19 protein-coding genes are annotated in these 22172 nt (G+C 70.4%); 6 read left to right on the top strand and 13 right to left on the bottom strand.

Annotated elements, in window-relative coordinates:
- Positions 1-79: 79 nt before the first annotated feature.
- From SSP08S_RS15250 to SSP08S_RS15240, 3 genes are all read left to right on the top strand, one after another.
- The gene (locus SSP08S_RS15250) at positions 80-1333 is read left to right on the top strand and encodes an FUSC family protein (RefSeq protein WP_019068483.1); all 1254 of its coding nucleotides are present in this window, start codon (positions 80-82) and stop codon (positions 1331-1333) included.
- A 54-nt stretch (positions 1334-1387) separates the two neighbouring features.
- Complete coding sequence (locus SSP08S_RS15245) at positions 1388-2422, top strand: hypothetical protein (protein WP_019068482.1); 1035 nt, start codon at positions 1388-1390, stop codon at positions 2420-2422.
- A gap of 114 nt (positions 2423-2536) precedes the next feature.
- Positions 2537-3751 (top strand): lactonase family protein, encoded by a 1215-nt coding sequence (locus SSP08S_RS15240; protein WP_026178509.1) that lies wholly within the window; start codon positions 2537-2539, stop codon positions 3749-3751.
- Here the strand turns inward: SSP08S_RS15240 and SSP08S_RS15235 are convergent.
- Together SSP08S_RS15235 and SSP08S_RS15230 are read right to left on the bottom strand one after the other, a co-directional pair.
- Positions 3719-4444 (bottom strand): DUF2470 domain-containing protein, encoded by a 726-nt coding sequence (locus SSP08S_RS15235; protein WP_019068480.1) that lies wholly within the window; start codon positions 4442-4444, stop codon positions 3719-3721. The two genes, SSP08S_RS15240 and SSP08S_RS15235, sit on opposite strands and share 33 nt — an antisense overlap.
- A gap of 97 nt (positions 4445-4541) precedes the next feature.
- Positions 4542-5150 (bottom strand): TetR/AcrR family transcriptional regulator, encoded by a 609-nt coding sequence (locus tag SSP08S_RS15230; RefSeq protein ID WP_019068479.1) that lies wholly within the window; start codon positions 5148-5150, stop codon positions 4542-4544.
- A gap of 108 nt (positions 5151-5258) precedes the next feature.
- Here SSP08S_RS15230 and SSP08S_RS15225 point away from each other — a divergent pair, with 108 nt between their 5' ends.
- Positions 5259-6791, top strand: a complete 1533-nt coding sequence (locus SSP08S_RS15225) for a cytochrome P450 (RefSeq protein WP_019068478.1) — start codon at positions 5259-5261, stop codon at positions 6789-6791.
- A 120-nt stretch (positions 6792-6911) separates the two neighbouring features.
- On the opposite strand, the gene SSP08S_RS15220 is transcribed toward SSP08S_RS15225, so the two are convergent.
- Positions 6912-7742, bottom strand: a complete 831-nt coding sequence (locus SSP08S_RS15220) for a pentapeptide repeat-containing protein (protein WP_026178508.1) — start codon at positions 7740-7742, stop codon at positions 6912-6914.
- A gap of 5 nt (positions 7743-7747) precedes the next feature.
- On the bottom strand, positions 7748-8641 hold the full coding sequence (gene sigJ / locus SSP08S_RS15215; RefSeq protein ID WP_019068476.1) for an RNA polymerase sigma factor SigJ: 894 nt from the start codon (positions 8639-8641) through the stop codon (positions 7748-7750).
- A 100-nt stretch (positions 8642-8741) separates the two neighbouring features.
- Here sigJ and SSP08S_RS15210 point away from each other — a divergent pair, with 100 nt between their 5' ends.
- Positions 8742-10892: a PI-PLC domain-containing protein gene (locus SSP08S_RS15210; protein WP_019068475.1), complete on the top strand. Its 2151-nt coding sequence runs from the start codon at positions 8742-8744 to the stop codon at positions 10890-10892.
- A 24-nt stretch (positions 10893-10916) separates the two neighbouring features.
- Here the strand turns inward: SSP08S_RS15210 and SSP08S_RS15205 are convergent, their stop codons facing one another.
- From SSP08S_RS15205 to SSP08S_RS15165, 9 genes are all read right to left on the bottom strand, one after another.
- Positions 10917-11528, bottom strand: coding sequence for an FxLYD domain-containing protein (locus tag SSP08S_RS15205; RefSeq protein ID WP_019068474.1), 612 nt, complete (start codon positions 11526-11528; stop codon positions 10917-10919).
- Between the two features lie 68 nt (positions 11529-11596).
- Positions 11597-12901, bottom strand: a complete 1305-nt coding sequence (locus SSP08S_RS15200) for an alpha/beta fold hydrolase (protein WP_019068473.1) — start codon at positions 12899-12901, stop codon at positions 11597-11599.
- A gap of 101 nt (positions 12902-13002) precedes the next feature.
- Positions 13003-14028: a LacI family DNA-binding transcriptional regulator gene (locus SSP08S_RS15195; protein WP_019068472.1), complete on the bottom strand. Its 1026-nt coding sequence runs from the start codon at positions 14026-14028 to the stop codon at positions 13003-13005.
- Positions 14029-14116: 88 nt separating this feature from the next.
- Complete coding sequence (locus SSP08S_RS15190) at positions 14117-15529, bottom strand: BNR repeat-containing protein (RefSeq protein WP_019068471.1); 1413 nt, start codon at positions 15527-15529, stop codon at positions 14117-14119.
- Positions 15530-15548: 19 nt separating this feature from the next.
- Positions 15549-15869, bottom strand: a complete 321-nt coding sequence (locus tag SSP08S_RS15185) for an L-rhamnose mutarotase (protein ID WP_026178507.1) — start codon at positions 15867-15869, stop codon at positions 15549-15551.
- Positions 15870-15901: 32 nt separating this feature from the next.
- Complete coding sequence (gene rhaS, locus SSP08S_RS15180) at positions 15902-16984, bottom strand: rhamnose ABC transporter substrate-binding protein (RefSeq protein WP_019068469.1); 1083 nt, start codon at positions 16982-16984, stop codon at positions 15902-15904.
- Between the two features lie 123 nt (positions 16985-17107).
- Positions 17108-18085 (bottom strand): ABC transporter permease, encoded by a 978-nt coding sequence (locus tag SSP08S_RS15175; RefSeq protein ID WP_019068468.1) that lies wholly within the window; start codon positions 18083-18085, stop codon positions 17108-17110.
- Positions 18078-19118, bottom strand: a complete 1041-nt coding sequence (locus tag SSP08S_RS15170; protein WP_019068467.1) for an ABC transporter permease — start codon at positions 19116-19118, stop codon at positions 18078-18080. The genes SSP08S_RS15175 and SSP08S_RS15170 overlap by 8 nt, the downstream gene beginning before the upstream one ends.
- 43 nt (positions 19119-19161) lie before the next feature.
- Positions 19162-20679 (bottom strand): sugar ABC transporter ATP-binding protein, encoded by a 1518-nt coding sequence (locus tag SSP08S_RS15165; protein WP_019068466.1) that lies wholly within the window; start codon positions 20677-20679, stop codon positions 19162-19164.
- Between the two features lie 261 nt (positions 20680-20940).
- Here SSP08S_RS15165 and rhaI point away from each other — a divergent pair, with 261 nt between their 5' ends.
- Entirely contained in the window at positions 20941-22101 is a 1161-nt protein-coding gene (gene rhaI, locus SSP08S_RS15160; protein ID WP_019068465.1) for an L-rhamnose isomerase, read from the top strand.
- Positions 22102-22172: the final 71 nt, after the last annotated feature.

Here is a 22172-nt window from a genome sequence, read left to right as displayed (position 1 = left end):
CAATCTAGGAGGCCATGCGGACAGATACGGTCCGCAATGGGTACGTTCAGCGCATCCGCGAGGAGGGAATAGGCCAAGGATGCGAGATGTCCGGGAGTGGACCGCGCCACTGGTGCGGTTCGTGGGGCGGCACCGGGACCCGGTGCTCGTCCAGACGCTGCGGTCGGCGACCGCCGCGACGATCGCCTATGTCGTCGCCCTGCGTCTGAGCCCGGAGCCCGCGCCGCTGACCGCTCCCCTGACCGCGCTCCTCGTCGTCCAGGTCACGCTCTACGCCACCCTCACCAACGGCATCCGCCGGGTCAACGCCGTGGTCGCGGGCGTGCTCGTCGCCATCGCGTTCAGTCTGCTCGTCGGGCTGACCTGGTGGAGCCTGGCGCTGCTGATCGTGGCCTCGCTGGTCGTCGGGCGGCTGGTCAAAGTTGATGAGTACGTGCCCGAGGTGGCGATCAGCGCGATGCTGGTCCTCGGGGTCACCACGGTCGGGAACACGGCCTGGGCGCGGGTGGTGGAGACCCTGATCGGCGCGGTCGTGGGGTTCGCCTGCAATCTGCTGCTGGCTCCCCCGGTGTGGGTGGACGAGGCCGGCGAGTCCATCGAGGGCCTGGCCCGCCGGCTGCGGCGGCTGATGCGGCGCATGGGCGAGGAGGCGGCGGGCCGCACCCCCGTCGACCACGCCACCGCGCGGCTGCACGAGGCCCGCCGGCTCGACCACGACATCGTCGAGGTCGACGCGGCCCTCCGGCAGGCCGAGGACAGCCTGCGGCTCAATCCGCGCGTACGGGAGGGGCTGCTGCACCGGGTCGTGCTGCGGACCGGTCTGGACACCCTGGAGATCTGCACGGTCGTGCTCCGCGTCCTCGCGCGCACCTTCACCGACCTGGCGAAACAGCGCGACCCCGAGCCGCTGTTCGCACCGCCGACGGGCGCCGCCGTAGAACAGCTGCTGTCCGAGATCGGGGACGCCGTGGTCAGTTTCGCGGTGCTGGTGACCACCGATGTGAGTGTGAGCGCCGAGTCGGCGGAGTCGCGACTCACCGCCGAGCTGCACACGGCCGCCGCGACCCGCGACAAGCTGGCGCAACTGCTCCTGGAGGAGGTCCAGCGCGACGCGGCCCAGTGGCAGCTGCTGGGCGCCATGCTGACCGAGGTCAACCGCATGCTGGACGAACTGGACACCGAACACCGCTCGCGCCGGCTGCTGGAGGAACTCGACCGGTGCGCCGGTGAGCAGCGCACACGCCTGCCGTGGCTGATCTGGCTGCGGGAACGGGTCGGCGTGCCGGAGCGGCTGCGCAGGAACCGGGGCACGGGCGCCGAACGTTCTAGGTGACGGAGTCACCTGGGGGCGGACCGCCTCCGGCAGCACGGCGACGGGGGCGGACGCATGACCGACAGCACCGTACGGATCGACGGGAACACCTTGCGGCTGCCCGGTGGGGTGGCGGTGCGGTTCATCCGCACCCTGCGCCTGCCCGAGACGGGGACGCATCCGCTGCCGCCGGGGCTCGGCGAGTTCCCGGTCCGGCGGGTCGCGGACTTCCCGGACACGGTGCCTGCGGAGTGGCGCGCGCGGGGCGGCGTGATGCTGCCGGTGTATCTGCGTGAGGCGATGTGGCTGAGCTTCGCGGGCACGGCCGAGCCCGCCGCCCTCCAGGTCGGGGTGGGCAAGGTGTGCGCGGTCTCCGGGAAGCCGTGGAGCGACCGGCTCTCCCGCGACCCGCAGAACTACGTCGTCCTTCCACGCCAGCCCTGGCTCGACGGCATCAACTCCGGCAAGGGCACGGTCCGTCAGTTCGTGGCGGTCCCGCTCGGCCTGGGCGCGACCGTCGAGGGACAGGTGACGGGCGAGGAGGTGTGGGGCGGCGTCCAGCTCCAGTCCTTCCCGCTCACCGAGCGGGAGTTGACCAAGTGGCGCGAGGACGAGCGGCGCCGGTCCGAGCGGGCGCGCGCGATCACCATGCCGGTCGGGGGTTACGGCGCGCCTCCCATGCCGATGGCCGCATCGGCCGCCCCCATGCGCAGCGCTCCGGGCGCCTCACCTCGGATGGGTCTCGGTGTCGGCGGTTCGATGCGCCAGGAGGTCTACGAGGACGACCGCCCGCTGACGGCCTGGGCGAAGGAGCCCGCCGGGCGGGTCTTCGTGCACCTCGTGACACCTCCGGAGTGGCGCCGTATCACCGGCGAGGAGCCGCCGCCGTCGCCGGTGGACCGGGCCGCGTACACCCGGGCGGGGCTCCCCTGGTTCGACTACTACGACCAGGACGCCGAGGACCTCGCCCCCACCGACACCCTGGAGGCAGTGAAACCGGTGGGCGACTGGCTCGGCGACGACCACGAACCCTGGCAGCAGCCCACGCCCGGCCAGGTGCAGCCCCTCAAGGACGCCAAGGGCAAGCCGGTGGAGGACGGCGACTGGTAGACCACACACCCATTGCACCCTCCGCAACGCGCGTTGCCGGTCTTGCGCTCGACGGGCCGTCCACGCCAAGGTTGCTGTGACGACCGAGGTGAGCGACGACCTGAGGGTGTGGGCATGAGCAGTGGTGCGGACGCGGCACAGGGCGGTTGGAGTCGACGCCGTTTCCTGGGTGCCCTGGGCGGAACCGCGGCCGTGGTCGCGGTTCCCGCACCGGCCTCGGCCCCGGCCGGCCCCGAGTCCACTCCCGTGGCGACCCCGGCACCGGCCCCCAGCGCCCGCCGCACCGGCAAGGCCGCCGGCCCCCGCCCCCTCTACCTCGGCACCTACACCTCGGTCGACGGCGGCGGCACGGGCATCGGCCTGGCCACCTACGACCCGGCGACCGGGCAGATCACGGGCGCCGGAACGCTCACCGGAGTCGCCGACCCGTCGTACCTCGCCGTGCACCCCGACGGCCGCACGCTGTACGCGGTCGACGAGCAGACGTCCGGCGCGGTGACCGCCGTACGCCTGGCGGACCGCAAGGTGCTCGGCTCGCGGAGCACCGGGGGCGCGGGCCCGTGTCATCTGTCGGTGCATCCCACCGGGCGCTGGCTGCTCAGCGCCAACTACACGTCCGGCAGTGTGGCCGTGCACCCCATCGGTACGTCGGGCGCGCTCGGCGAACGCACCGCTCTGGTCAAGCACTCCAGTCCGCAGCCGGGCCCGGGGCAGGACGGCCCGCACGCCCACCAGTTCGTCACCAGCCCCGACGGCGGCCATGTCCTCGCCGTCGACCTGGGCACCGACACGGTCTACACCTACCGCCTGGACACCACGAAGGGCACGCTCACCGAGGTCTCGCAGGCGCACACGCGCGCGGGTGCGGGCCCGCGCCACCTCACGTTCCACCCCGGCGGCCGGTACGCCTACCTGGCCAACGAGGTCGACGACACCGTCGCGGTCTGCACCTACGACCCGGCCACGGGCGCCCTGTCGATCGGTGACCCGCAGTCCAGCGGGAGCACGGGCGACACGACCAACTACCCGGCGCAGATCCTGGTGACGCCGAACGGTTCGTACGCCTATCTCGCCAACCGGGGCGACAACACCCTGGCGCGGTACGCCGTCGAGGCGGACGGCGCCCGGCTCCGGCTGCTCGACACCGTGCCGGTGAGCGGTGACTTCCCCCGGCAGATCGCCTTCTCGCCGGACGGGACACTGCTGTTCACGGCGAACCAGAGGTCGAGCACGGTGAGTGTGTTCCTCGTGGACGGCGCGACCGGTCAACTGCGGCTCGCGGGCGCGCCGTTCGCGTCACCGGTCGCCGTCTGTGCGCTGCCGCTGTAGGGGACGCGGGCAGGACGCGGCGCTGGCCCGGGTGAGCAGCACATGCATCCGTTCGGTGAGGTCGGCGACCGTGTCGGCGGGCGCGTGAAACGGCAGTCGTACGTCGCCGTGGGCGCGGGCGCGCTCGATGCGCAGGGTCAGTCCGTGCCGGTCGACGGCGAGGGGCTGGACGCGGACCGCGCCGTGCAGGCTGTCGGGCTCGACGAGTCGGGTGAGCCGCTCGACCGCGTCGGAGTGGCAGTCGGCGAGGTGGGTCAGCAGCTGGGCCTCGGCGAGGGCCAGTGGGTCGGGTTCGGCGGCGGCGAACTCGTCGAGGTCGATGACCACCGCGCCGGTCGCCGGACGCAGCACCACACGCGTGGGGCTGAACACCAGTTGCCCGTCCTCGGGGACGAACCAGCCGGCGAGCCACACCCGGGCCCGGATACGGTTGCGCACGGGGACGGGCGCGACATCCGCGAACTCGAGGACCGCGGACGGCTCGCCGCGCGGTGCGCAGATCGCGGCGGCCAACAGGGCACTGTCCTCGGGCACTTGAAGGAGTACCCGGCCGTCGTCGTCCACGCTGTGCGCGCCGACGAACTCCTCGCGACCGCCCTCCGCGGTCACCGCGCAGGACCATGCGGCGGCGAGCACCGAGCGGGCCCGCTCGGCCGCGGCAGGCACGGCCGTCCACGTCTGGCTGTCACCCATCCCTGAACCTCCTTAGGTAAGCCTTGCCTAACCTATCGAAGATCGGGGCGCGCGCCAACCACGCCACGTAAAGCCACGTAAATTCCAGGACAGCTCTTCAGGGCGAGAGAACGCCCAACAGGGCCCGCGCGCACAGATCGCGCACCTGCTCGCGGCTCAACTCCGGTCCCCGCAGCCACTCCAGACAGACGGCGGTCGTGAAGGCCAGCCACCCGCGCACCGCGAGTTTCGTGTCGGGCCGCTCCTCCACGGCAGGACCGAACTCGGGATCGGCGGCGAGCGCGGCCAGGATCTGCCGCTCCTGCGCCGCCAACGCCCGCTGGTAGACCCGCCGTACGGTCTGGTCCCCGGCCGCGTCGGCGCGGTGGAAGGCGCGGTAGCCGTGCGCGTGGGCGTGCACGTACTCGAGGTAGGTGTCGAGAGCGGCGGCGAGCTGTTCGCGGGCCGGTACGCCCGGTACGGCCGCCGTCATCCGGAGCATCCGCTCGCTCTCGCGCTCGACGACGGCCGCGAAGAAGTCCCGCTTGGTCGGAAAGTAGTGGTAGAGCAGCCCTCGGGAGACCCCGGCGATCTCGGCGACCTGCTCGATCCACACCTCGTCGTAGGGGCTCTCCGAGAACAACCGCGCGCCCACCGTGAGGAGTTGCTCCCGACGCTCACCGGTGCTGAGCCGGCGGCGTGTGCGCTCTCCCTGATTGGCGGCCATTCCCGCACTTTACTTGACGTCGGTTCAACAGCGGGATCACACTGGAACACGCTATTGAACCCACGTACAACAGGCTGAACCCGCGAGTGGATCAAGGGAGATCGCGTCATGGCGGAGACGACGACGGTGACGCCGACCGCACTGCCGAAGGGATTCCGGGGCGCCGAGCAGGGCTGGCCGCAGCTCGACCGCATCCCGCATCCCCCGCGCCGGCTCCCGTTCCTCGGTGACGTCATCGGCGCCGACCGGCGCACCCCGCTCCAGGATTCGCTGCGCTACGCCCGCCAGTTGGGCCCGATCTTCCGCCGGAAGGCCTTCGGCAAGGAGTTCGTGTTCGTGTGGGGCGCCGACCTGGTGGCCGACATGGCGGACGAGTCGCGGTTCGCCAAGCACGTCGGCCTCGGCATCGCCAATCTGCGGCCGGTCGCCGGGGACGGGCTGTTCACGGCGTACAACCACGAGCCCAACTGGCAGCTGGCGCACGACGTCCTGGCCCCCGGCTTCAGCCGCGAGGCGATGGCGGGCTACCACCCGATGATGCTGGCCGTGGCGGAACGCCTGACGGACCACTGGGACCGCGAGCTGGCCGCCGGACGGTCGGTGGACGTGCCCGGCGACATGACCAAGCTGACCCTGGAGACGATCGCGCGCACCGGCTTCGGCCATGACTTCGGCTCCTTCGAGCGCGACCGCCCGCACCCCTTCGTCACATCGATGGTGGGCACCCTCAGCTACGCGCAGCGCCTCAACTCCGTGCCCGCGCCGCTGGCCCCGCTGCTCCTGCGCACCGCGACCCGGCGCAACGAGGCCGACATCGCCTACCTCAACCGCACGGTCGACGACATGGTGCGCACCCGCCGCACGACGAGCGGCGGTGACGGCGACCTGCTCGACCGGATGCTGGAGACGACCCACCCGGAGACCGGCGAGCGGCTCTCCGCCGAGAACGTCCGCCGCCAGGTCATCACCTTCCTGGTCGCCGGCCATGAGACGACCTCGGGTTCCCTGTCCTTCGCGCTGCACTACCTCGCCCGCCACCCCGAGGTCGCGGCCCGCGCCCGCGCCGAGATCGACCAGGTCTGGGGCGACGTCGAGGTGCCGGGCTACGAGCAGGTCGCCAAGCTGCGCTACGTCCGCCGGGTGCTCGACGAGTCGCTGCGGCTGTGGCCGACGGCGCCCGCCTACGCCCGCGAGGCCACCCGCGACACCGAGCTCGCCGGGGACCACCCGGTGCGGCGGGGCGCCTGGGCGCTGATCCTGACGCCGATGCTGCACCGCGACCCCGAGGTGTGGGGCGCGGACGCCGAGGAGTTCGACCCGGACCGCTTCGACGCCAAGGCCGTCCGCTCCCGCGCCCCGCACACCTTCAAGCCGTTCGGGACCGGGGCGCGGGCATGCATCGGCCGCCAGTTCGCGCTGCACGAGGCGACGCTCGTCCTGGGCCTGCTGCTGCGCCGCTACGAACTGCGCCCCGACCCCACCTACCAACTGCGCGTGGCCGAGCGCCTGACGCTGATGCCCGAGGGCCTACGGCTCCACCTGGACCGGCGTACGCCGTCCGCGCCGGTGACCACACCGGTCGCCGTCCCGGACGACGGCACCTCAGAGGCCCGCTGCCCAGTGCACCGGGCGGACGACTGACCCCGGCAGCCGGGTGCCCGCGCTCCCCCGGGCCGCGCGGAGGGTCTACGGCTCCACCTGGACCCACACACGCCGTCCGGGCCGATGACAGCTCCAGTCGCGGTCCCGGACGACCCCACCTCAGAGCCCCGCTGCCCAGTGCACCGGGCGGACGACTGACCCCGGCAGCCGGGTGCCCGCGCTCCCCCGGGCCGCGTTGACCTGGGGCTGGGTGAGGAAGAACGCGCCGGTCAGATCGGCGTCCGTGAGATCGGCGTCCCGCAGGTCGGCACCGATCAGATCCGCGCCGCGCAGGTCGGCACCGGTGAGATCGGCGGCGATGAGGTAGGCACCGCGCAGGTTGGCCCGGCTGAGATCGGCGCCCTTGAGCCTGGCGCCCATGAGATCGGCACCGCGCCGGTCCTTCTTCTTGCCCTTCGCCCCGGCCCGCATCAGCTCACTGGTCCGCAGCAGCAGCACGTTGACCTCCTGCCGGTGGGCGGCCACATCGAGCGCGCCGAGCTCTTCTGGCGTGCCGCACGTGAGCGCGTCGGTCACGCGCAGCGCCTCGCGCAGCGCGGGGTGGACCGGCGCCGCGGCCGGCAGGGTGAGCGCCTCGGTGAGGTACCAGAGCAGTTCCTGCAGCTGCCGTACGACGGGGAAAACGTCGAACATCCGACGGGACTCCGCCTGCGGGACCGTACGCCAGTCCCGGCCGGCGAAGGTGAGCTGCGAGACCTTCTGCCCGGCGCCGAAGCAGTCGTAGACCGTGCAGCCGGTGAAGCCGGACTGCCGGAGCTTCGCGTGGATGCCGCACCGGTGATCACCCTGAAGGTTCGGGCACGGTGTCCCCGCGGCCTTGTCGATCGCGAAGTCCGTCGCCGCGGCGAAGGGCAGCGCGACACAGCACAGCCCGAAACACCGCTCGCAGTCACCGCGCAGCTCGGCCCGGTCCACTATGTGATCTTCCATGCCGTTCAGCGTACTGACCCGTTCACATCGAGGCGGGCCAGCCGGTCCGGGTCGGACAGGATGTACATCTCGGTGATCCGGCCGTCGGCGATCGTGACGCCCATGACGGAGACGAGCTGTCCTTCGGGGGCGTTGACGACACCCACCGAGCCGTTGACCAGGGCGAGTTGGGCGAGGCGGGCGAACGGGGCGAACATCAGGGCCTGTTCGGCGATCGCGCGCGCTCCGCGCAGCGCCTTGGAGGCCGCCGCGCCCCGCACCAGGGCACCGGAGTCGGCGCGCAGCGCCACGTCCGGGTGCAGGAGTGCGACGAGGGCGTCGAAGTCGCCCTCGCGCGCTGCGGCGAGGAACGCCTCGACGACCTCGCGCTGCCGGCCCAGGTCCGGGGCGGTCGACGGGCTCGCGCCCTGGACCCGGCGGCGGGCCCTGCTGGCCAGTTGGCGGGTCGCGGCGGAGCTGCGTTCCACGATCGGGGCGATGTCGTCGAAGGGCACCGCGAACAGGTCGTGCAGGACGAACGCGAGCCGTTCGGCGGGCTCCAGGGTCTCCAGGACGACGAGAAGGGCGAGGCCTACCGAGTCGGCCTGGAGCACCTCCTCCTCGGGGTCCAGGTCCGTCAGCGGTCTGAGCAGCGGGTCCGGGACGAAGGTCTCGTCGATGGGGTCCTCGCGGCGCGCGGTGCGGGCGCGCAGCAGATCGAGGCAGACCCGGCCGACGACCGTGGTGAGCCAGCCACCGAGGTTCCTGATCTCGTCCGCGTCGGTGCGGCTCAGCTTCAGCCAGGTCTCCTGGACGGCGTCCTCCGCCTCAGGCAGCGAGCCGAGCATGCGGTAGGCCACCGCGCGCAGCCGGCCCCGGTGTTCCTCGAAGCGGTCCGCCAGGAGTTCCGTGTCGTTCATACCGTCCACCCAACACGTCCACCCCCGCCACGGGCATGCCATTTTTCTGCGCCCCATGTCCGTTTGCGGGGCGAGTGGGGCAGGACGACGATGGGGAATCATGGACCCGGTCGGCATCGCGTCCCGCAGACTGCCGCGTGTCGCGGCCCTGGTCCTGGCCGTCCTCGCGACGGCGGTCCTCACCCTCGCGGCCACGGCCCGCTCCACCGTGGTCTCACCCGGCTTCTACCGGTCCGCACTGGACGAGGAGAAGGCCTACGACCGGCTCTACAGCCAGGTGCTGGTCGATCCGCGGACGGCGACGGTCACCCGGGGGCTGCTGGCCCGGCTGCCCGTGCCGGAGGCGCAGGTCACCTCCAACCTCAAGCTGGTGCTGCCGCCGGAGACGGTCCGCGATCTCACCCAGCAGCAGATCAATGCCGTGGTGGGCTATCTGGGAGGCGAACGCGACTCGCTGGTCCTCAAGGTCGATCTGCGGCCGGTGCTGGCCAACCTCAACGACCTCGCGCAGATCTACTTCGGCGATCTCGTCGCCTCGGTCCAGAACCGGACCGAGCCCGACTTCGAGCGCTTCTCGGCCGACCTGTCCACCGCGCTGGGAGCCGTGACCGCGGGGCACATCCCGAACGGGCTGCCCGCCCTCCCGCTGACCGAGGCACAGGCGGAACAGGCGGCCCGGACGCTGGTGAGCGGACTGCCCGCCGCCGACCGGGACGCCCTGCGTCCGGCGGTCGAGGCCGCGCTGCGGGACGGCGATGTCGCGACCGCGCTCGCCACCGTGGCCCCCGCCGCCGTGTCGGAGCACACGCGTACGGCCGCTGCCCAACTGCGGGCGAGCGTGGGTGGCGGCACCTGGAACTTCACGGACACCCTCGACCTGGCCCCGCTCCACCGCGCCCGCACCTACACGGCGGTCGGCCTCGGCCTCACGGAGGCCCTCGCCTCCGCACTCCTGGTCGCCGCGCTCGCGGTGCTGTGGATCGGCGGCGGTTCGACGCCCCCAGGCCGCCGGCTCCTCCCCGTGGGCTGGTCGCTCGCGGCCGGTGGAGTGCTGGCCGGGCTGGTCGCCGTTGTCTTCCGGCTGGTCAGCGGCGGGCAGGTGATCGATCCGCCGGGTTCCTGGCCGCCGAGCCTGGCCCGGCTGGTCGACGACGTCCAGCGCACCGCCCTGGACCGGCTCACGGCCACCGCCCTGACGACCGCCCTGGTCCCCGTCCTGGCCGGTGCCCTCCTGACCGGCGTGGGCTGGGCCCTCCAGGTCCGGCCCCACGTCCCCGCCCTCCCCCGCCTCCGCTGGCTGGCCCTCGCCACGGGCGGCGCCGCCGTCGCCGGCGTCCTGCTGATCCCGTACGCCGTCACGCCCACCGCGTCCCGCACCTGCGAGGGCAGCGCCGACCTGTGCGACCGGTCCTACGACGAGGTCGCCTACCTCACCTCGCACAACGCGATGTCGACCACCGTCGACCGGTTCATCGGCCCGCTCCAAGACCCGGGAATCACCGCCCAGTTGGACGACGGGGTGCGCGCCCTGCAGATCGACACCTACAAGTGGGAGCACCCGGACGAGATCGCCGCGCGGCTCGCCGAGTCCGACTTCACCCCGGAACAGCGGAAGTTCGTCGCCGCTGCCGTCAACAAGGTCAACCCGCCGCGCGAGGGCCTGTGGCTGTGCCACTCGGTGTGCCGGGCCGGCGCCATCGCCCTGGTACCCGCGCTGCGCGAGATCGGCGACTGGATGCGCGCCCATCCGACCGAGGTGATCACCCTGATCGTGCAGGACGCGATCAGCAGCGAGGACACCCAACAGGCCTTCGCACAGGCCGGGTTGAGCGATCTCGTCCACACCCCCGACCCCGATCCCGCGAAGCCGTGGCCGACCCTGGGCGACCTGATCGACAGCGGGCGCCGACTCGTCGTCTTCGCCGAGCAGGCCGACGGTCCGGCGCCCTGGTACCGCAACTTCTACGACTACGGCATGGAGACGCCGTTCGCGTTCCGCACGCCGGACGCGATGAGTTGCGTACCGCATCGCGGTGGCAGCGACAAACGCCTGTTCCTGCTCAACCACTTCATCACCATCGACGGCGGCAGCCGGCTGGACGCGGGCGAGGTCAACGCCCGCCCATTCGTGCTCGACCGCGTCCACCGCTGTGAGCGGGAACGCGGTCGGCCGGTGAACTTCGTCGCCGTGGACTACGCGACCATCGGGGACGCGGGCGGAGCGGTGGCGGAGCTCAACTCCGAGCGCTGAGCCGCCTGTTGTCAAAGGGCGTGCTCAATAGCGTTGCGCCTTCGCCAACTTGGGGGTCAGCACCGGCTCCGGCGGCTTGGTGCTGATGGCGACCGGCTGGGCCTTCGCGCCGGGGGCGAGGTTCTCGGCGCCGACGTAGCGCGTCTCCACCACCTTCCCCGAGGAGTCGAGGAAGTCGACCTGGACGGCGTAGTTCGCCTTCTTGTCGGTCTTGTTGGTGATGGTGACAAGGACGGCGAGGAGCCCGCCGGTCTGGGCGCGCGGTTTGCCGGTCATGGCGACCTCTGACATGGCGTTGCCCTGGCCAGAGACGTTCTTGAGTTCGTTCTGGGCGTCCTTGGCCGCGCGGGCCACCTCGGCCGACACGGAGGCCTCGAAGGAGGACGCAGCGGCCGAGGCGGAGGACGCCGCCGCGGAGGCCCGGGCCTGGGCCGACGCGACCGCCGAGGAGGCGGCCGACTTCAGGGCCGACGGTGTCATGCCGGAGAAGGAGGCCTTGTCCGGGGTCGGGGTTCCCGAGCTGCTGCTGGAGCTGTTGTTGTCGTCGCCGCAGGAGACCAGCGCGACCGTGCTCGCCGCGACGACGGCGAGGACCAGGGCGGCCGGGCGGGCCCGGCGGAGTGACTTGGTATTCATCGAAATGAACCTTATGTCGGAAATTACCGAGTCACATCTCCTCGCCGGGCCCGCCTCCGCCGGCGGACTCAGACCTCGTCGCGCGTGAGGGCCAGCAGCCGGTCCAGGACCCGTGTACCGCCGGCCCGTACGCCGTCGTGCTCGAACTCGTCGGTCACCCAGGTGCGCAGACCTCGGATGGAGCGGGCGGTCTGGAGCGAGTGAGTCGCGTCGACGTACATGTCGTCGTGGTAGACGGCCGCGGCGACCGGGACCTCGTTGGCGGCGAGGCGCGCCGGGTCGTAGAGCGGCCGCCAGTCGGTGCGGGCGGCGAGGAGTTCGGCGGTCTCGCGGAGCGGGCGCAGCGCGGGGTCGCAGTCGAACATCCACGGGTGGATCGTCTCGCCGGTGAAGAGGAGGGGGCCGTCGCCCGCGAGGGTCTTGGCGGCGTCGAACTGCGGGAACTCGGTGCGCACGCGCTCGGCCGACCAGGCGGTGGGGCGGGCGTCCTGGGCGTAGCACGCCTCGTGGACGAGGGCGTAGAGGGGGTGTCCGGCGTACGACAGGGAGTTCTGGACCTCTTCCTGGAACGCGTCGGAGAGCTCGAAGCCCTGCGGGGTGCGGACGAAGGCGTTCTCGAGGAGGAAGTGCAGGCGGTGGCTGCCCTCGCTGCCGCCGAGCATGATGCCGAGGGACTGGAAGGCCTCGGCGGTGAGCCGGTAGCCGTTCGGGAGGACCGGCTCGTGGCGCAGCAGGTACTCGGCGATGCGGCGGGCGCGCTCCACGTCCTGCGGGTAGCGGTCGTAGTGGGCGGCGACCTTGCGCTCGATGCGCGGGTAGGCCGCCCGGTAGACGTCGTCGGCGTGCGCGTCGAGGGAGGGCAGGCCGCCGGTGAGGAGGGCCGTGCGCAGGCCTTCGGGGGCGGTGGAGAGGTAGTTCACCGTGCAGAAGCCGCCGAAGCTCTGGCCGAGGACGGTCCAGGGGGCGCCGCCGGTGAGGGCCGGGCGGATGGTCTCGCAGTCCCGGACGATCGAGTCGGCGCGGAAGTGCGTGAGGTGCTCGGCCTGCTCGGCGGGGCCGCCGCGCAGCGGGAGCGTCTGGCGGTTGAGCGGGGTGGAGTGGCCGGTGCCGCGCTGGTCGAGGAGGAGCACGCGGTACTCGTCGAGCGCGCGGCTGAGCCAGGCCTGCCTGCCGACGAAACGATTCGCCCCGAATCCGGGTCCGCCCTGCAGATAGAGCAGCCACGGCAGGTCCTCCCGGTCCGCCTTGTCGCTCGCGACGACCTCACGGGCGTAGAGCTCGATGGTCTCGCCCGTGGGGTCGTCGTGGTCGAGGGGCACGGTGAAGCGTCGGTCGGTGAGGACGACGCCGGGCTGGCGGTAGCTGACGGACAACGCGACTCCTGGTACGGACGAATGACGGGCCGCGTCACAGTCCAGCACATGTGCGTCCGATATCCGACCCCCTGGATCATGAAATCCTACTGACCGGCCGATCAGCGGGCGGCGAGGCTGGAGCGGCGCACCACCAGTTCCGGCTGGAGCACGACCCGCCGGTGCTCGTGCGGGCGGGCCGCTGTCTCCGCCTCGGTCTCCTCCAGGAGCAGCTCGGCGGCCAGGGCGCCCATGGTCACGGCGGGCTGCCGCACCGAGGTGAGCGGTACGGCGGCTGCGGCGGCGAACTCGATGTCGTCGTAACCGACGATCGCGAGGTCGTCCGGGACGCCGACCCCGGCCGCGAACATGGCCTGGAGCACGCCGAGGGCGAGCAGATCGTTGGCGCAGAAGACGGCGGTGGGCCGGTCGGCGAGGCCCAGCAGCCGGGCCCCGGCGTCCCGCCCGGCGGCCACGTCGAGCCGGTCGGTGGGCAGCTCGCGCAGCGTGCCGGGGTCGAGACCGGCCTCCGCGAGCGCGTTCTTGGCACCCGTACGGCGGTCCCGCACCTGGTTGAAGCCGGGTGGGCCGCTGACGTACGCGATGGAGCGGTGCCCGGCGTCGATCAGGTGCCGCACGGCGAGCGCGCCGCCGGCGACGTCGTCGACGGAGACCGAGCACTCGGTGGTGCCCTCGGCCACGCGGTCGACGAGCACGAAGGGGATGCCGTGCCGGCGGAACGACTCGATGTTGCGTCCGGTCGCGTCGGCCGGGGTCAACAGCACGCCCCGCACGCGCTGTTCGGCGAAGAGCGACAGGTACTCGGCCTCCTCGCCGGGGCTCTGCGCGCTGTTGCACACCATCACGCCGAGCCCGGACTCGCGCGCGGCGCGCTCGGCGCCGCGGGCCACGTCCACGAAGAACGGGTTGCCCATGTCGAGGACGAGCAGCCCCATGATCCGGCTCCGGCCCGCGCGCAGCTGACGCGCCGACTCGCTTCGCACATAGCCGAGCCGGTCGATCGCGGACAGCACCCGGGCCCGGGTCTCCGTGGCGACGGTGTCCGGGCGGTTGATGACGTTCGAGACCGTGCCGACGGAGACTCCGGCGGCTCGGGCGACGTCCTTGATACCCACCGGCTGGGCCATCAGGCGGAGACCTCCAGGGTGACGTGGGACGGCGGGAAGGCCTTCACATTACCGTCATGACCTTTGCCGACTCCGGCGGCCGCCCCGCTCACGCGGGCAGGGCGAAGTCGACGACGTGGAGTGCCGAGGGGGTCGTACCGCTCGACTTCTCCTGGTACATGAACGACAGCACATTGTCGGCCTTCACCCGCAGCTCGTCGATGACCACCTCGCCGAACGCGTTCAGGTCGCTCGCGTCGTACAGCAGCGCCCAGTCGGAGTACCCGGAGGCCTTCGAGGCGCCGGCGATACGGCCGTAGGGCAGGACCGCGTAGGCGTTGTCGTACTTGTCCAGGACCAGCTTGGTGCGCTGGCTGGAGTTCAGCGCGATCGGGATCTCGGTCTTCTGCCAGGTCCCGGCGGAGTTCTTGCGGACGTGGAAGGCGCGGCCGTTCGCGGTGCGGTCGGTGACGTAGTTGGTGGTGCACTGGCCGAAGCGCCCCGGGACGTAGCTGATGATCGCGTGCGGGAGCCCGGTGGAGTCGGTGGTCTGGCTCTCCTGGTTCATCAGGGAGTGGTCGGGGTTCAGCGAGTCGACGACGAGTCCGGCGTCCGTGACGGCGACGGTGTCCGAACTACCTGTCGTCCCTACGACAGTTCCGGCGTCGTTGCGCCAACTGCGGCCCCGGTCGGTCGAGTAGACGTAGCCGGTGTCGTGGTTGGTGATGCCGCCGCTGTTGCACATCACGGCGGCGGACTGCTCGCGCCAGGTGAAGAAGGAGTGCAGCCGGCCGTTGACGTCGTAGTCGATGCCGTGGAGGTACATGTTGCGGGCGGTGCTGGAGCCGTGCGTGCTGGTGTAGGTGCCGGTCGAGGCGCTCCACTCCCCCAGCGCGGTCCAGGCCGAACCGTCGTATTCCGCAAGGGCGTTGCGGCCGTTGCCGGAGATCCCGACGCGGTAGCTGAGCTGCAGCTTGCCCTCGGGGGTGGCGATGAACTGGGGGTAGGTGAACTGCGAGGTGAGTGCCACACCGTCCAGCGAGGTCCCTACGGCGCCCAGGACGGCCGAAGTCCAGGCGGTGGACGCCGGGTTGTCGAGGAGACCGGCGACCGACTTGACGTAGAAGAAGCCGTCGCTGTGGGAGTCCATGTTGAGGTGAAGGCGGCCGTCGACCTTGGAGACGCCCATGGAGATGACGTTGTGGGAGTCGTCGCTCTTGAGCTGATGGGAGAGGGTGATGGTCGACCAGGTGCTGGCGCCGAGGGCCCGGCGGGCGACGACGGCGTACTTGGTGGATGTGTACCAGGCCGCGTACTGGTAGCCCTTGTAGGTCAACAGGCCGTTCTTCTGGAACGAGTTGTTGTTGACCAGGCCGTCGTAGGAGACGAAGTAGACGGCCTGGGCGTCGAGTTGGGTGGTGCTCTTCTTGGTGACGGACGGGCCGGGGTCGGCCGCCCGTGCGATGCCCGGCGTTGCCACGGCCGCAAGTATGGCGGTGGTGAGCACGGTGCGTCTTCTCATGAGCGGCTCCTGTGGGGGATCACGCGAGGTGGAAGACCTCGGTGAGGGGTTTCATCGCTTCGTCGGGACGGGCGCCGTCCAGGGACTCGAAGAACGGCGCCATCTCCGCCTGCCAGCGGGAGTTGATGTCGGTGGCTTCCATGCCGGCCTGGGCGGCGGCGAAGTCCTCGGTCTCCAAGTAGCCGACCAGCAGGCCGTCTTCGCGCAGGAAGAGCGAGTAGTTGCGCCAGCCGGTGGCCGAGAGTGCGTCGAGCATCTCGGGCCACACGGCGGCGTGCCGCTCGCGGTACTCGTCGAGGCGGTCCGCCCGGACCTTGAGCAGGAAACACACGCGCTGCATCAACACCCCTTGTTCGAAAGGGACTTCGGGGACTAGAAGTTGAACTGGTCGATGTTCTTCAGGTTGAACACGGTCGGCTTGCCGAGGCTGATCACGCCGTCCTTGCCGATGGTGTACGAGGTCCCGCCGGCCTTGAAGGTCTCGCCCTCCTTGCCGGTGATCTGCCCCGACACCAGCGCCACTGCCGTCTGCGCGGCGAGGGCGCCGAGCTTCGCCGGGTCCCACAGCTCGAAGCCGTCGACGGTGCCGTTCTTGACGTACTTGCGCATGTCGTTGGGGGTGCCGAGGCCGGTCAGCTTGACCTTGCCCTTGTACTTGGAGCTGGACAGGTACTGGGCGGCGGCCTTGATGCCGACGGTGGTCGGGGAGATGATCCCCTTCAGGTTCGGGTACTGCTGGAGGAGGCCCTGGGTCTGCTGGAAGGACTGCTGGGCGTCGTCGTTGCCGTAGGCGACCTTGACCAGCTTGATGTTCTTGTACTTGGGGTCCTTCAGCTCGTCCTTCATGAAGCCGATCCAGGTGTTCTGGTTCGTCGCGGTCTGCGCGGCCGACAGGATCGCGATCTCGCCCTTGTAGCCGATCTGCTGGGCGAGCAGCTGGACCTGGGTGCGGCCGAGGTCCTCGGCGCTGGCCTGCGAGACGAAGGCGTTGCGGCAGTCGGGGTTGGTGTCGGAGTCGTAGGTGACGACCTTGATCTTGTTGCTCATCGCCTGCTTGAGCGCGGTGCAGAGGGCGCCCGGGTCCTGCGCGGAGACGGCGATCGCGTTCACCTGCTGCTGGGTGAGCGTGTTGACGTAACTCACCTGTCCCGCCGTGTCGGTGGCGCTGCTCGGGCCGACCTCCTTGTACTTCTCGCCCAGTTCGGTGAGGGCCTTCTCGCCGCCCTTGTCGGACGTGGTGAAGTACGGGTTGTTGACCTGCTTGGGCAGGAACCCGACGGTGAGCCCCTTCTTGAGGGCCGCATTCGGGTCCGCCTTGCCCCCGGTGACGGCCGACCCGGTGTTCTCGTCCTTCACATCCTTCTTGGTGGTACCGCCGCAGGCGGTGGCGACGAGGGTGAGAGAAGTGACGGCGACGACGGCCGCACAGGCACGACGGAGGGATGCTTTGCGCATGGCAGGGGTTCCTTTGTCAGGAGGGTGAGTGAAGCGCCCCGATAGGGGCGCGGGACTGTATTGATTTGCGGCTACCGCCGCGCGAGCGCGACCAGCCACAGACCGGCCGCAGACGCCAACGACCTATCCAGTGGAACGGGCCGCGGCCCTCGCGATGGCAATCTGGCGTGCGACCCGAGGGCCGAGCACCGAAACGACAAGCAACACACCAGTGACGACGATCTGCGACTGCGCGGAAACATTGAGAAGGCTCATCACGTTCTGCAACGCCCCGAGCAGAAAGACACCCGCGATCGCCCCGCCCAACGTCCCCTTCCCGCCGTCGAAGTCGATCCCACCGAGCAACACCGCGGCCACTACGGACAGTTCGAGCCCGGTCGCGTTGTCGTAGCGAGCACTGGCGTAGTGCAGCGCCCAGAAGATCCCGGTGAGCGAGGCCATCAGCCCGGTCACCGTGAACAGGATCAACTTCTGCCGCTTGACCCGGATCCCGGCAAACCGCGCCGCCTCCTCGTTCGCCCCGATCGCGAACAACGACCTCCCGAACGGCGTGGCATGCAGAGCTACGACGGCGATGGCGAGCAGCACCAGGAAGGGCAGGAAGGCCCGCGGAAGGAACGTGTTGCCGAGCCGTCCCGCCGCGAAGTCCAGGTACTGCGTGGGGAAGTCGGTCACCGCGTCGGACCCGAGCACGATCTGCGCGATACCCCGGTACGCGGCCAGCGTGCCGATCGTGACGGCGAGGGACGGCAGTCCGAGCCGGGTGACGAGCAGCCCGTTGACGAGACCGCAGACCAGGCCCAGCAGCAGGCAGATCGGGATGATCGTCTCGATCGCCATGCCGTCGTTCCACAGCTTGCCCATCACCGCGCCGGACAGACCGGCCGTTGAGGCGACCGACAGATCGATCTCGCCGGCGACGACCAACAGGGTCATCGGGAGCGCGATCAGGGCGATGGGAAGGGTGTTGCCGATCAGGAACGACAGGTTCAGCGCGTTGCCGAAGCCGTCGACGGAGGTGAAGGAGAACAGCAGCAGGACGACGAGGAGGGCGCCGACGACCGTGTCCCAGCGGATCGCGCGCGTCAACGACTCAGGCATGGCGGGCGTTCCTCTTCTTCAGTGCGGTGGCCACACGCAGGGCGACGATCCGGTCGACGGCGATGGCGAGGATGAGCAGGATGCCGTTGATGGCGAGCACCCAGACGGAGCTGACGCCGAGGGCGGGCAGCACACTGTTGATGGAGGTCAGCAGGAGCGCGCCGAGGGCCGCGCCGTAGACGCTGCCGGAGCCGCCGGTGAAGACCACACCACCGACAACCACCGCGCTGACGACGGTGAGTTCGTAGCCGGTGCCGGTGCCGGAGTCGACGTTGCCGAAGCGGGCCAGGTACATCGCGCCGGCGAGCCCGGCGAGCCCGCCGCAGAAGGTGTAGGCGGCGAGGATCCGCTTGCGCACGGGGATGCCGGCGAGCCTCGCGGCCTCGGGGTTGGAGCCGAGGGCGTACAACTCCCGTCCGCTGCCGAAGTGTTTGAGGTAGTAGGCGGTGACGATCAGCACGCCGAGCGCGATCAGCGCCAGCCAGGGCACCGCCGACAGGCCGCCGGAGCCGAAGTCGACGAATCCGCCCGGGAGATCGGCTGCCGTGATCTGCCGCGAGCCGACCCAGATGGAGTCGACGCCCCGGATGATGTAGAGCGTGCCGAGCGTGACGACGAGGGCGGGTACCTGTCCGAGACTCACCAACAGCCCGTTGACCAGGCCCAGTCCGACACCGAGGAGCACTGCCAGCAGGATCGCGATGACAGCGTTGCCGCCGCTGTGGAGGTAGTCGCCGGTGGCGAAGGCGGTGATGCCGAGGGTCGAGCCGACCGACAGGTCGACGTTGCGGGTGATGACCACCAGCGACTGGCCGGTGGCGACCAGGACCAGGATGGTCGCGTTGAGCAGCAGGTCCTTGATGCCCTGCTCGGACAGGAACTCGCTGTTGCCCGCCTGGGTGATGCCGATCATCACCAAAAAGACGACCAGGATGGCGAGTTCACGCATCTTGAAGACCCGGTCGACCAGCCGGGTGCCGCTCGACTCGGGGGCCTCGGCGGCGGGCGCGGGGTTGGGCGCGGTGACCGTCATACGGCGGCCCTCCCGAAGGACTCGATCGTCATGAAGGCCGGGCTCATGCGGCGGCCCTCCCGGTGGCTGCGGCCATCACGGATTCCTCGGTGGCTTCGGAACGGGGGATCTCTGCGGTGAGCCGGCCCTCGTGCATCACCAGCACGCGGTCGGCCATGCCGAGGATCTCGGGCAGATCGGAGGAGATCATCAGGACGGCGACCCCGTCGGCTGCCAACTCGCTGAGCAGCCGGTGCACTTCGGCCTTGGTGCCGACATCGATGCCACGGGTCGGCTCGTCGACGATCAGCACCTTGGGGCCGGTGGCGAGCCACTTGGCGAGGACGACCTTCTGCTGGTTGCCGCCGGAGAGCGTGTTGACGGTGTCGGCGATCCGCGCGTACTTGACGTGCAGCTTCACCGCCCAGTCGAGGGAACGGCTGCGCTCGGCGCCCCGGTCGACGAGACCGGCCTTGACGGTCGTACGCAGGCCGGTCAGACCGATGTTGCGTTCGATCGACATGTCCATCACCAGGCCCTGGGCGCGCCGGTCCTCGGGGACCAGGGCGAGGCCCGCGGCCATCGCGGTGGAGGGGGCGCCGTTCGTCAGCGCCTTCCCGCCGACCTCGACACCGCCGGCGTCCCACCGGTCGATACCGAAGACGGCTCGCGCCACTTCGGTACGGCCGGCGCCGACGAGCCCGGCGAGACCGACGATCTCCCCGCGCCGTACGTCGAAGGAGACGTCGGTGAAGACGCCCTCGCGGGTCAACCTCTTGACACGCAGGGCGACTTCACCGGGTTCGACATCCTGCTTGGGGTACAGCTCGTCGAGATCGCGGCCCACCATGCGGCGTACGAGATCGTCCTCGGCCATTCCCTCGACCGGCTCGCTGGAGATCCAGGCGCCGTCGCGGAGGGTGGTGACCTGCTGGCAGATCTGGAAGATCTCCTCCAGGCGGTGCGAGATGAACAGGACGGCCGCACCCTGTTCGCGCAGAGTACGGACGACGCCGAAGAGGCGGGCCACCTCGCTGCCGGTGAGGGCGGCCGTCGGCTCGTCCATGATCAGGACCCGGGCGTCGAAGGAGAGCGCCTTGGCGATCTCCACGATCTGCTGGTCCGCGATGGACAGGCCGCGCGCCGGGCGGTCGGGGTCCAGCTCCACGCCCAGCCGCTTCATCAGTTCGGCGGTCGCCGCGTGCGTGGCCTTGTGGTCGATCCGGCCCAGCGCGCGGCGGGGCTGGCGGCCCATGAAGATGTTCTCGGCGATCGAGAGGTCGGGAAAGAGAGTCGGTTCCTGGTAGATCACGGCGATCCCTGCGTCGCGGGCGTCACCGGGGCCGTGGAAGAGGACGGGTTCGCCGTCGAGCAGCACCTGGCCGGCGTCGGGCCGGTGCACACCGGCGAGGGTCTTGATGAGAGTGGACTTGCCCGCGCCGTTCTCTCCGGCGAGTGCGTGCACCTCACCGGGGAACAGTTCGAGGGACACGTCCCGCAGGGCGCGTACCGCGCCGAAGGACTTGGAGATGCCCTTGAGCGCGAGCACCGGGGCCGGACCCGCGTCTGACGGGTGGGTCATGAGGGGCTCCTCGACGACGTCGGCGGTGAGCCGCCACGACGTCGTGAAAGGTTTCAACTTGGTTGCCGGGACGTTAGGCGTGCCAGCCTTGTCACGTCAATGGGTCCGCATCGAAAAACTTTCGATAGCCAAAGGTCACATTGAAGTCACGGAGCACAGGCTTCGCCGTAGGGCTTGACACCCCTTCGGGAGGCTCATAACTTCGCTCTCTGAATCGTTTCATACATACATCGTTTCGTCGCATGTCACAGGAGCCCACAAGTGACCGATCTCGCCGCGGTGAAGGCCGCGCTCAGGACCCAGGCAGTCGAGACGCCGTCGTGGGCGTACGGGAACTCGGGGACCCGGTTCAAGGTGTTCGCCCAGGAGGGTGTCCCGCGGACCCCGCAGGAGAAACTGGAGGACGCGGCCAAGGTCCACGAGTTCACGGGCGTGGCGCCGACGGTGGCCCTGCACATCCCCTGGGACCGGGTCGACGACTTCGGGGCGCTGGCCAAGTTCGCCGACGACCACGGGCTGAAGCTCGGCGCGATCAACTCCAACACCTTCCAGGACGACGACTACCGGCTCGGCAGCGTCTGCCATCCGGACGCGGCGGTGCGGCGCAAGGCGCTCGACCATCTGCTGGAGTGCGTCGACATCATGGACGCGACGGGCTCCGCCGACCTGAAGCTCTGGTTCGCGGACGGGACGAACTATCCCGGGCAGGACGATCTGAGCGCGCGCCAGGATCGGTTGGCGGAGGCGCTCGCGGCGGTGTACGCGCGGCTCGGGGACGGGCAGCGGATGCTGCTGGAGTACAAGTTCTTCGAGCCGGCGTTCTATGCGACCGATGTTCCCGACTGGGGGACCGCTTACGCGCACTGTCTGAAGCTCGGGCCCAAGGCACAGGTCGTGGTCGACACCGGGCATCACGCTCCCGGCACCAATATCGAGTTCATCGTCGCGACGCTGCTCCGGGAGGGGAAGCTCGGGGCCTTCGACTTCAACTCGCGGTTCTATGCGGACGACGATCTGATGGTGGGGGCGGCGGATCCCTTCCAGTTGTTCCGGATCATGTACGAGGTGATCCGGGGCGGGGGGTTCACCGCCGATGTGGCCTTCATGCTCGATCAGTGCCACAACATCGAGGCGAAGATTCCGGCGATCATTCGGTCGGTGATGAATGTGCAGGAAGCGACGGCGAAGGCGTTGCTGGTGGATCCCGTCGCGTTGGCTGCTGCGCAGCGGGCCGGGGATGTGCTGGAGGCCAATGCCGTGGTGATGGACGCGTACAACACGGATGTACGGCCTCTGCTGGCGGAGCTGCGGGAGGAGCAGGGGCTTGCCCCTGACCCCATTGCGGCGTATCGCGCCAGTGGGTGGCAGGAGCGGATTGTTGCTGAGCGGGTTGGGGGGCAGCAGGCGGGGTGGGGTGCGTAAGCGTCTGCCCGGATCTGTTGTCTGCGGGGTGCGGGCCGTATGTGGCTGGTCGCGCTCACGCGGCGGTAGCC

Source organism: Streptomyces hokutonensis, from assembly GCF_000376565.1.
In the GTDB taxonomy this organism is placed as follows: Bacteria; Actinomycetota; Actinomycetes; order Streptomycetales; family Streptomycetaceae; genus Streptomyces; species Streptomyces hokutonensis.
Note: the sequence above shows the minus strand (reverse complement) of the source record. Positions and strands in the feature narration are given on the sequence as shown.

Excerpts from the sequence above, each read along its gene's own strand:
- SSP08S_RS15250 (WP_019068483.1), top strand. The coding sequence starts at position 80 with ATGCGAGATGTCCGGGAGTGGACCGCGCCACTGGTGCGGTTCGTGGGG.
- SSP08S_RS15245 (WP_019068482.1), top strand. The coding sequence starts at position 1,388 with ATGACCGACAGCACCGTACGGATCGACGGGAACACCTTGCGGCTGCCC.
- SSP08S_RS15240 (WP_026178509.1), top strand. The coding sequence starts at position 2,537 with ATGAGCAGTGGTGCGGACGCGGCACAGGGCGGTTGGAGTCGACGCCGT.
- SSP08S_RS15235 (WP_019068480.1), bottom strand. The coding sequence starts at position 4,444 with ATGGGTGACAGCCAGACGTGGACGGCCGTGCCTGCCGCGGCCGAGCGG.
- SSP08S_RS15230 (WP_019068479.1), bottom strand. The coding sequence starts at position 5,150 with ATGGCCGCCAATCAGGGAGAGCGCACACGCCGCCGGCTCAGCACCGGT.
- SSP08S_RS15225 (WP_019068478.1), top strand. The coding sequence starts at position 5,259 with ATGGCGGAGACGACGACGGTGACGCCGACCGCACTGCCGAAGGGATTC.
- SSP08S_RS15220 (WP_026178508.1), bottom strand. The coding sequence starts at position 7,742 with ATGGAAGATCACATAGTGGACCGGGCCGAGCTGCGCGGTGACTGCGAG.
- sigJ (WP_019068476.1), bottom strand. The coding sequence starts at position 8,641 with ATGAACGACACGGAACTCCTGGCGGACCGCTTCGAGGAACACCGGGGC.
- SSP08S_RS15210 (WP_019068475.1), top strand. The coding sequence starts at position 8,742 with ATGGACCCGGTCGGCATCGCGTCCCGCAGACTGCCGCGTGTCGCGGCC.
- SSP08S_RS15205 (WP_019068474.1), bottom strand. The coding sequence starts at position 11,528 with ATGAATACCAAGTCACTCCGCCGGGCCCGCCCGGCCGCCCTGGTCCTC.
- SSP08S_RS15195 (WP_019068472.1), bottom strand. The coding sequence starts at position 14,028 with ATGGCCCAGCCGGTGGGTATCAAGGACGTCGCCCGAGCCGCCGGAGTC.
- SSP08S_RS15190 (WP_019068471.1), bottom strand. The coding sequence starts at position 15,529 with ATGAGAAGACGCACCGTGCTCACCACCGCCATACTTGCGGCCGTGGCA.
- SSP08S_RS15185 (WP_026178507.1), bottom strand. The coding sequence starts at position 15,869 with ATGCAGCGCGTGTGTTTCCTGCTCAAGGTCCGGGCGGACCGCCTCGAC.
- rhaS (WP_019068469.1), bottom strand. The coding sequence starts at position 16,984 with ATGCGCAAAGCATCCCTCCGTCGTGCCTGTGCGGCCGTCGTCGCCGTC.
- SSP08S_RS15175 (WP_019068468.1), bottom strand. The coding sequence starts at position 18,085 with ATGCCTGAGTCGTTGACGCGCGCGATCCGCTGGGACACGGTCGTCGGC.
- SSP08S_RS15170 (WP_019068467.1), bottom strand. The coding sequence starts at position 19,118 with ATGACGGTCACCGCGCCCAACCCCGCGCCCGCCGCCGAGGCCCCCGAG.
- SSP08S_RS15165 (WP_019068466.1), bottom strand. The coding sequence starts at position 20,679 with ATGACCCACCCGTCAGACGCGGGTCCGGCCCCGGTGCTCGCGCTCAAG.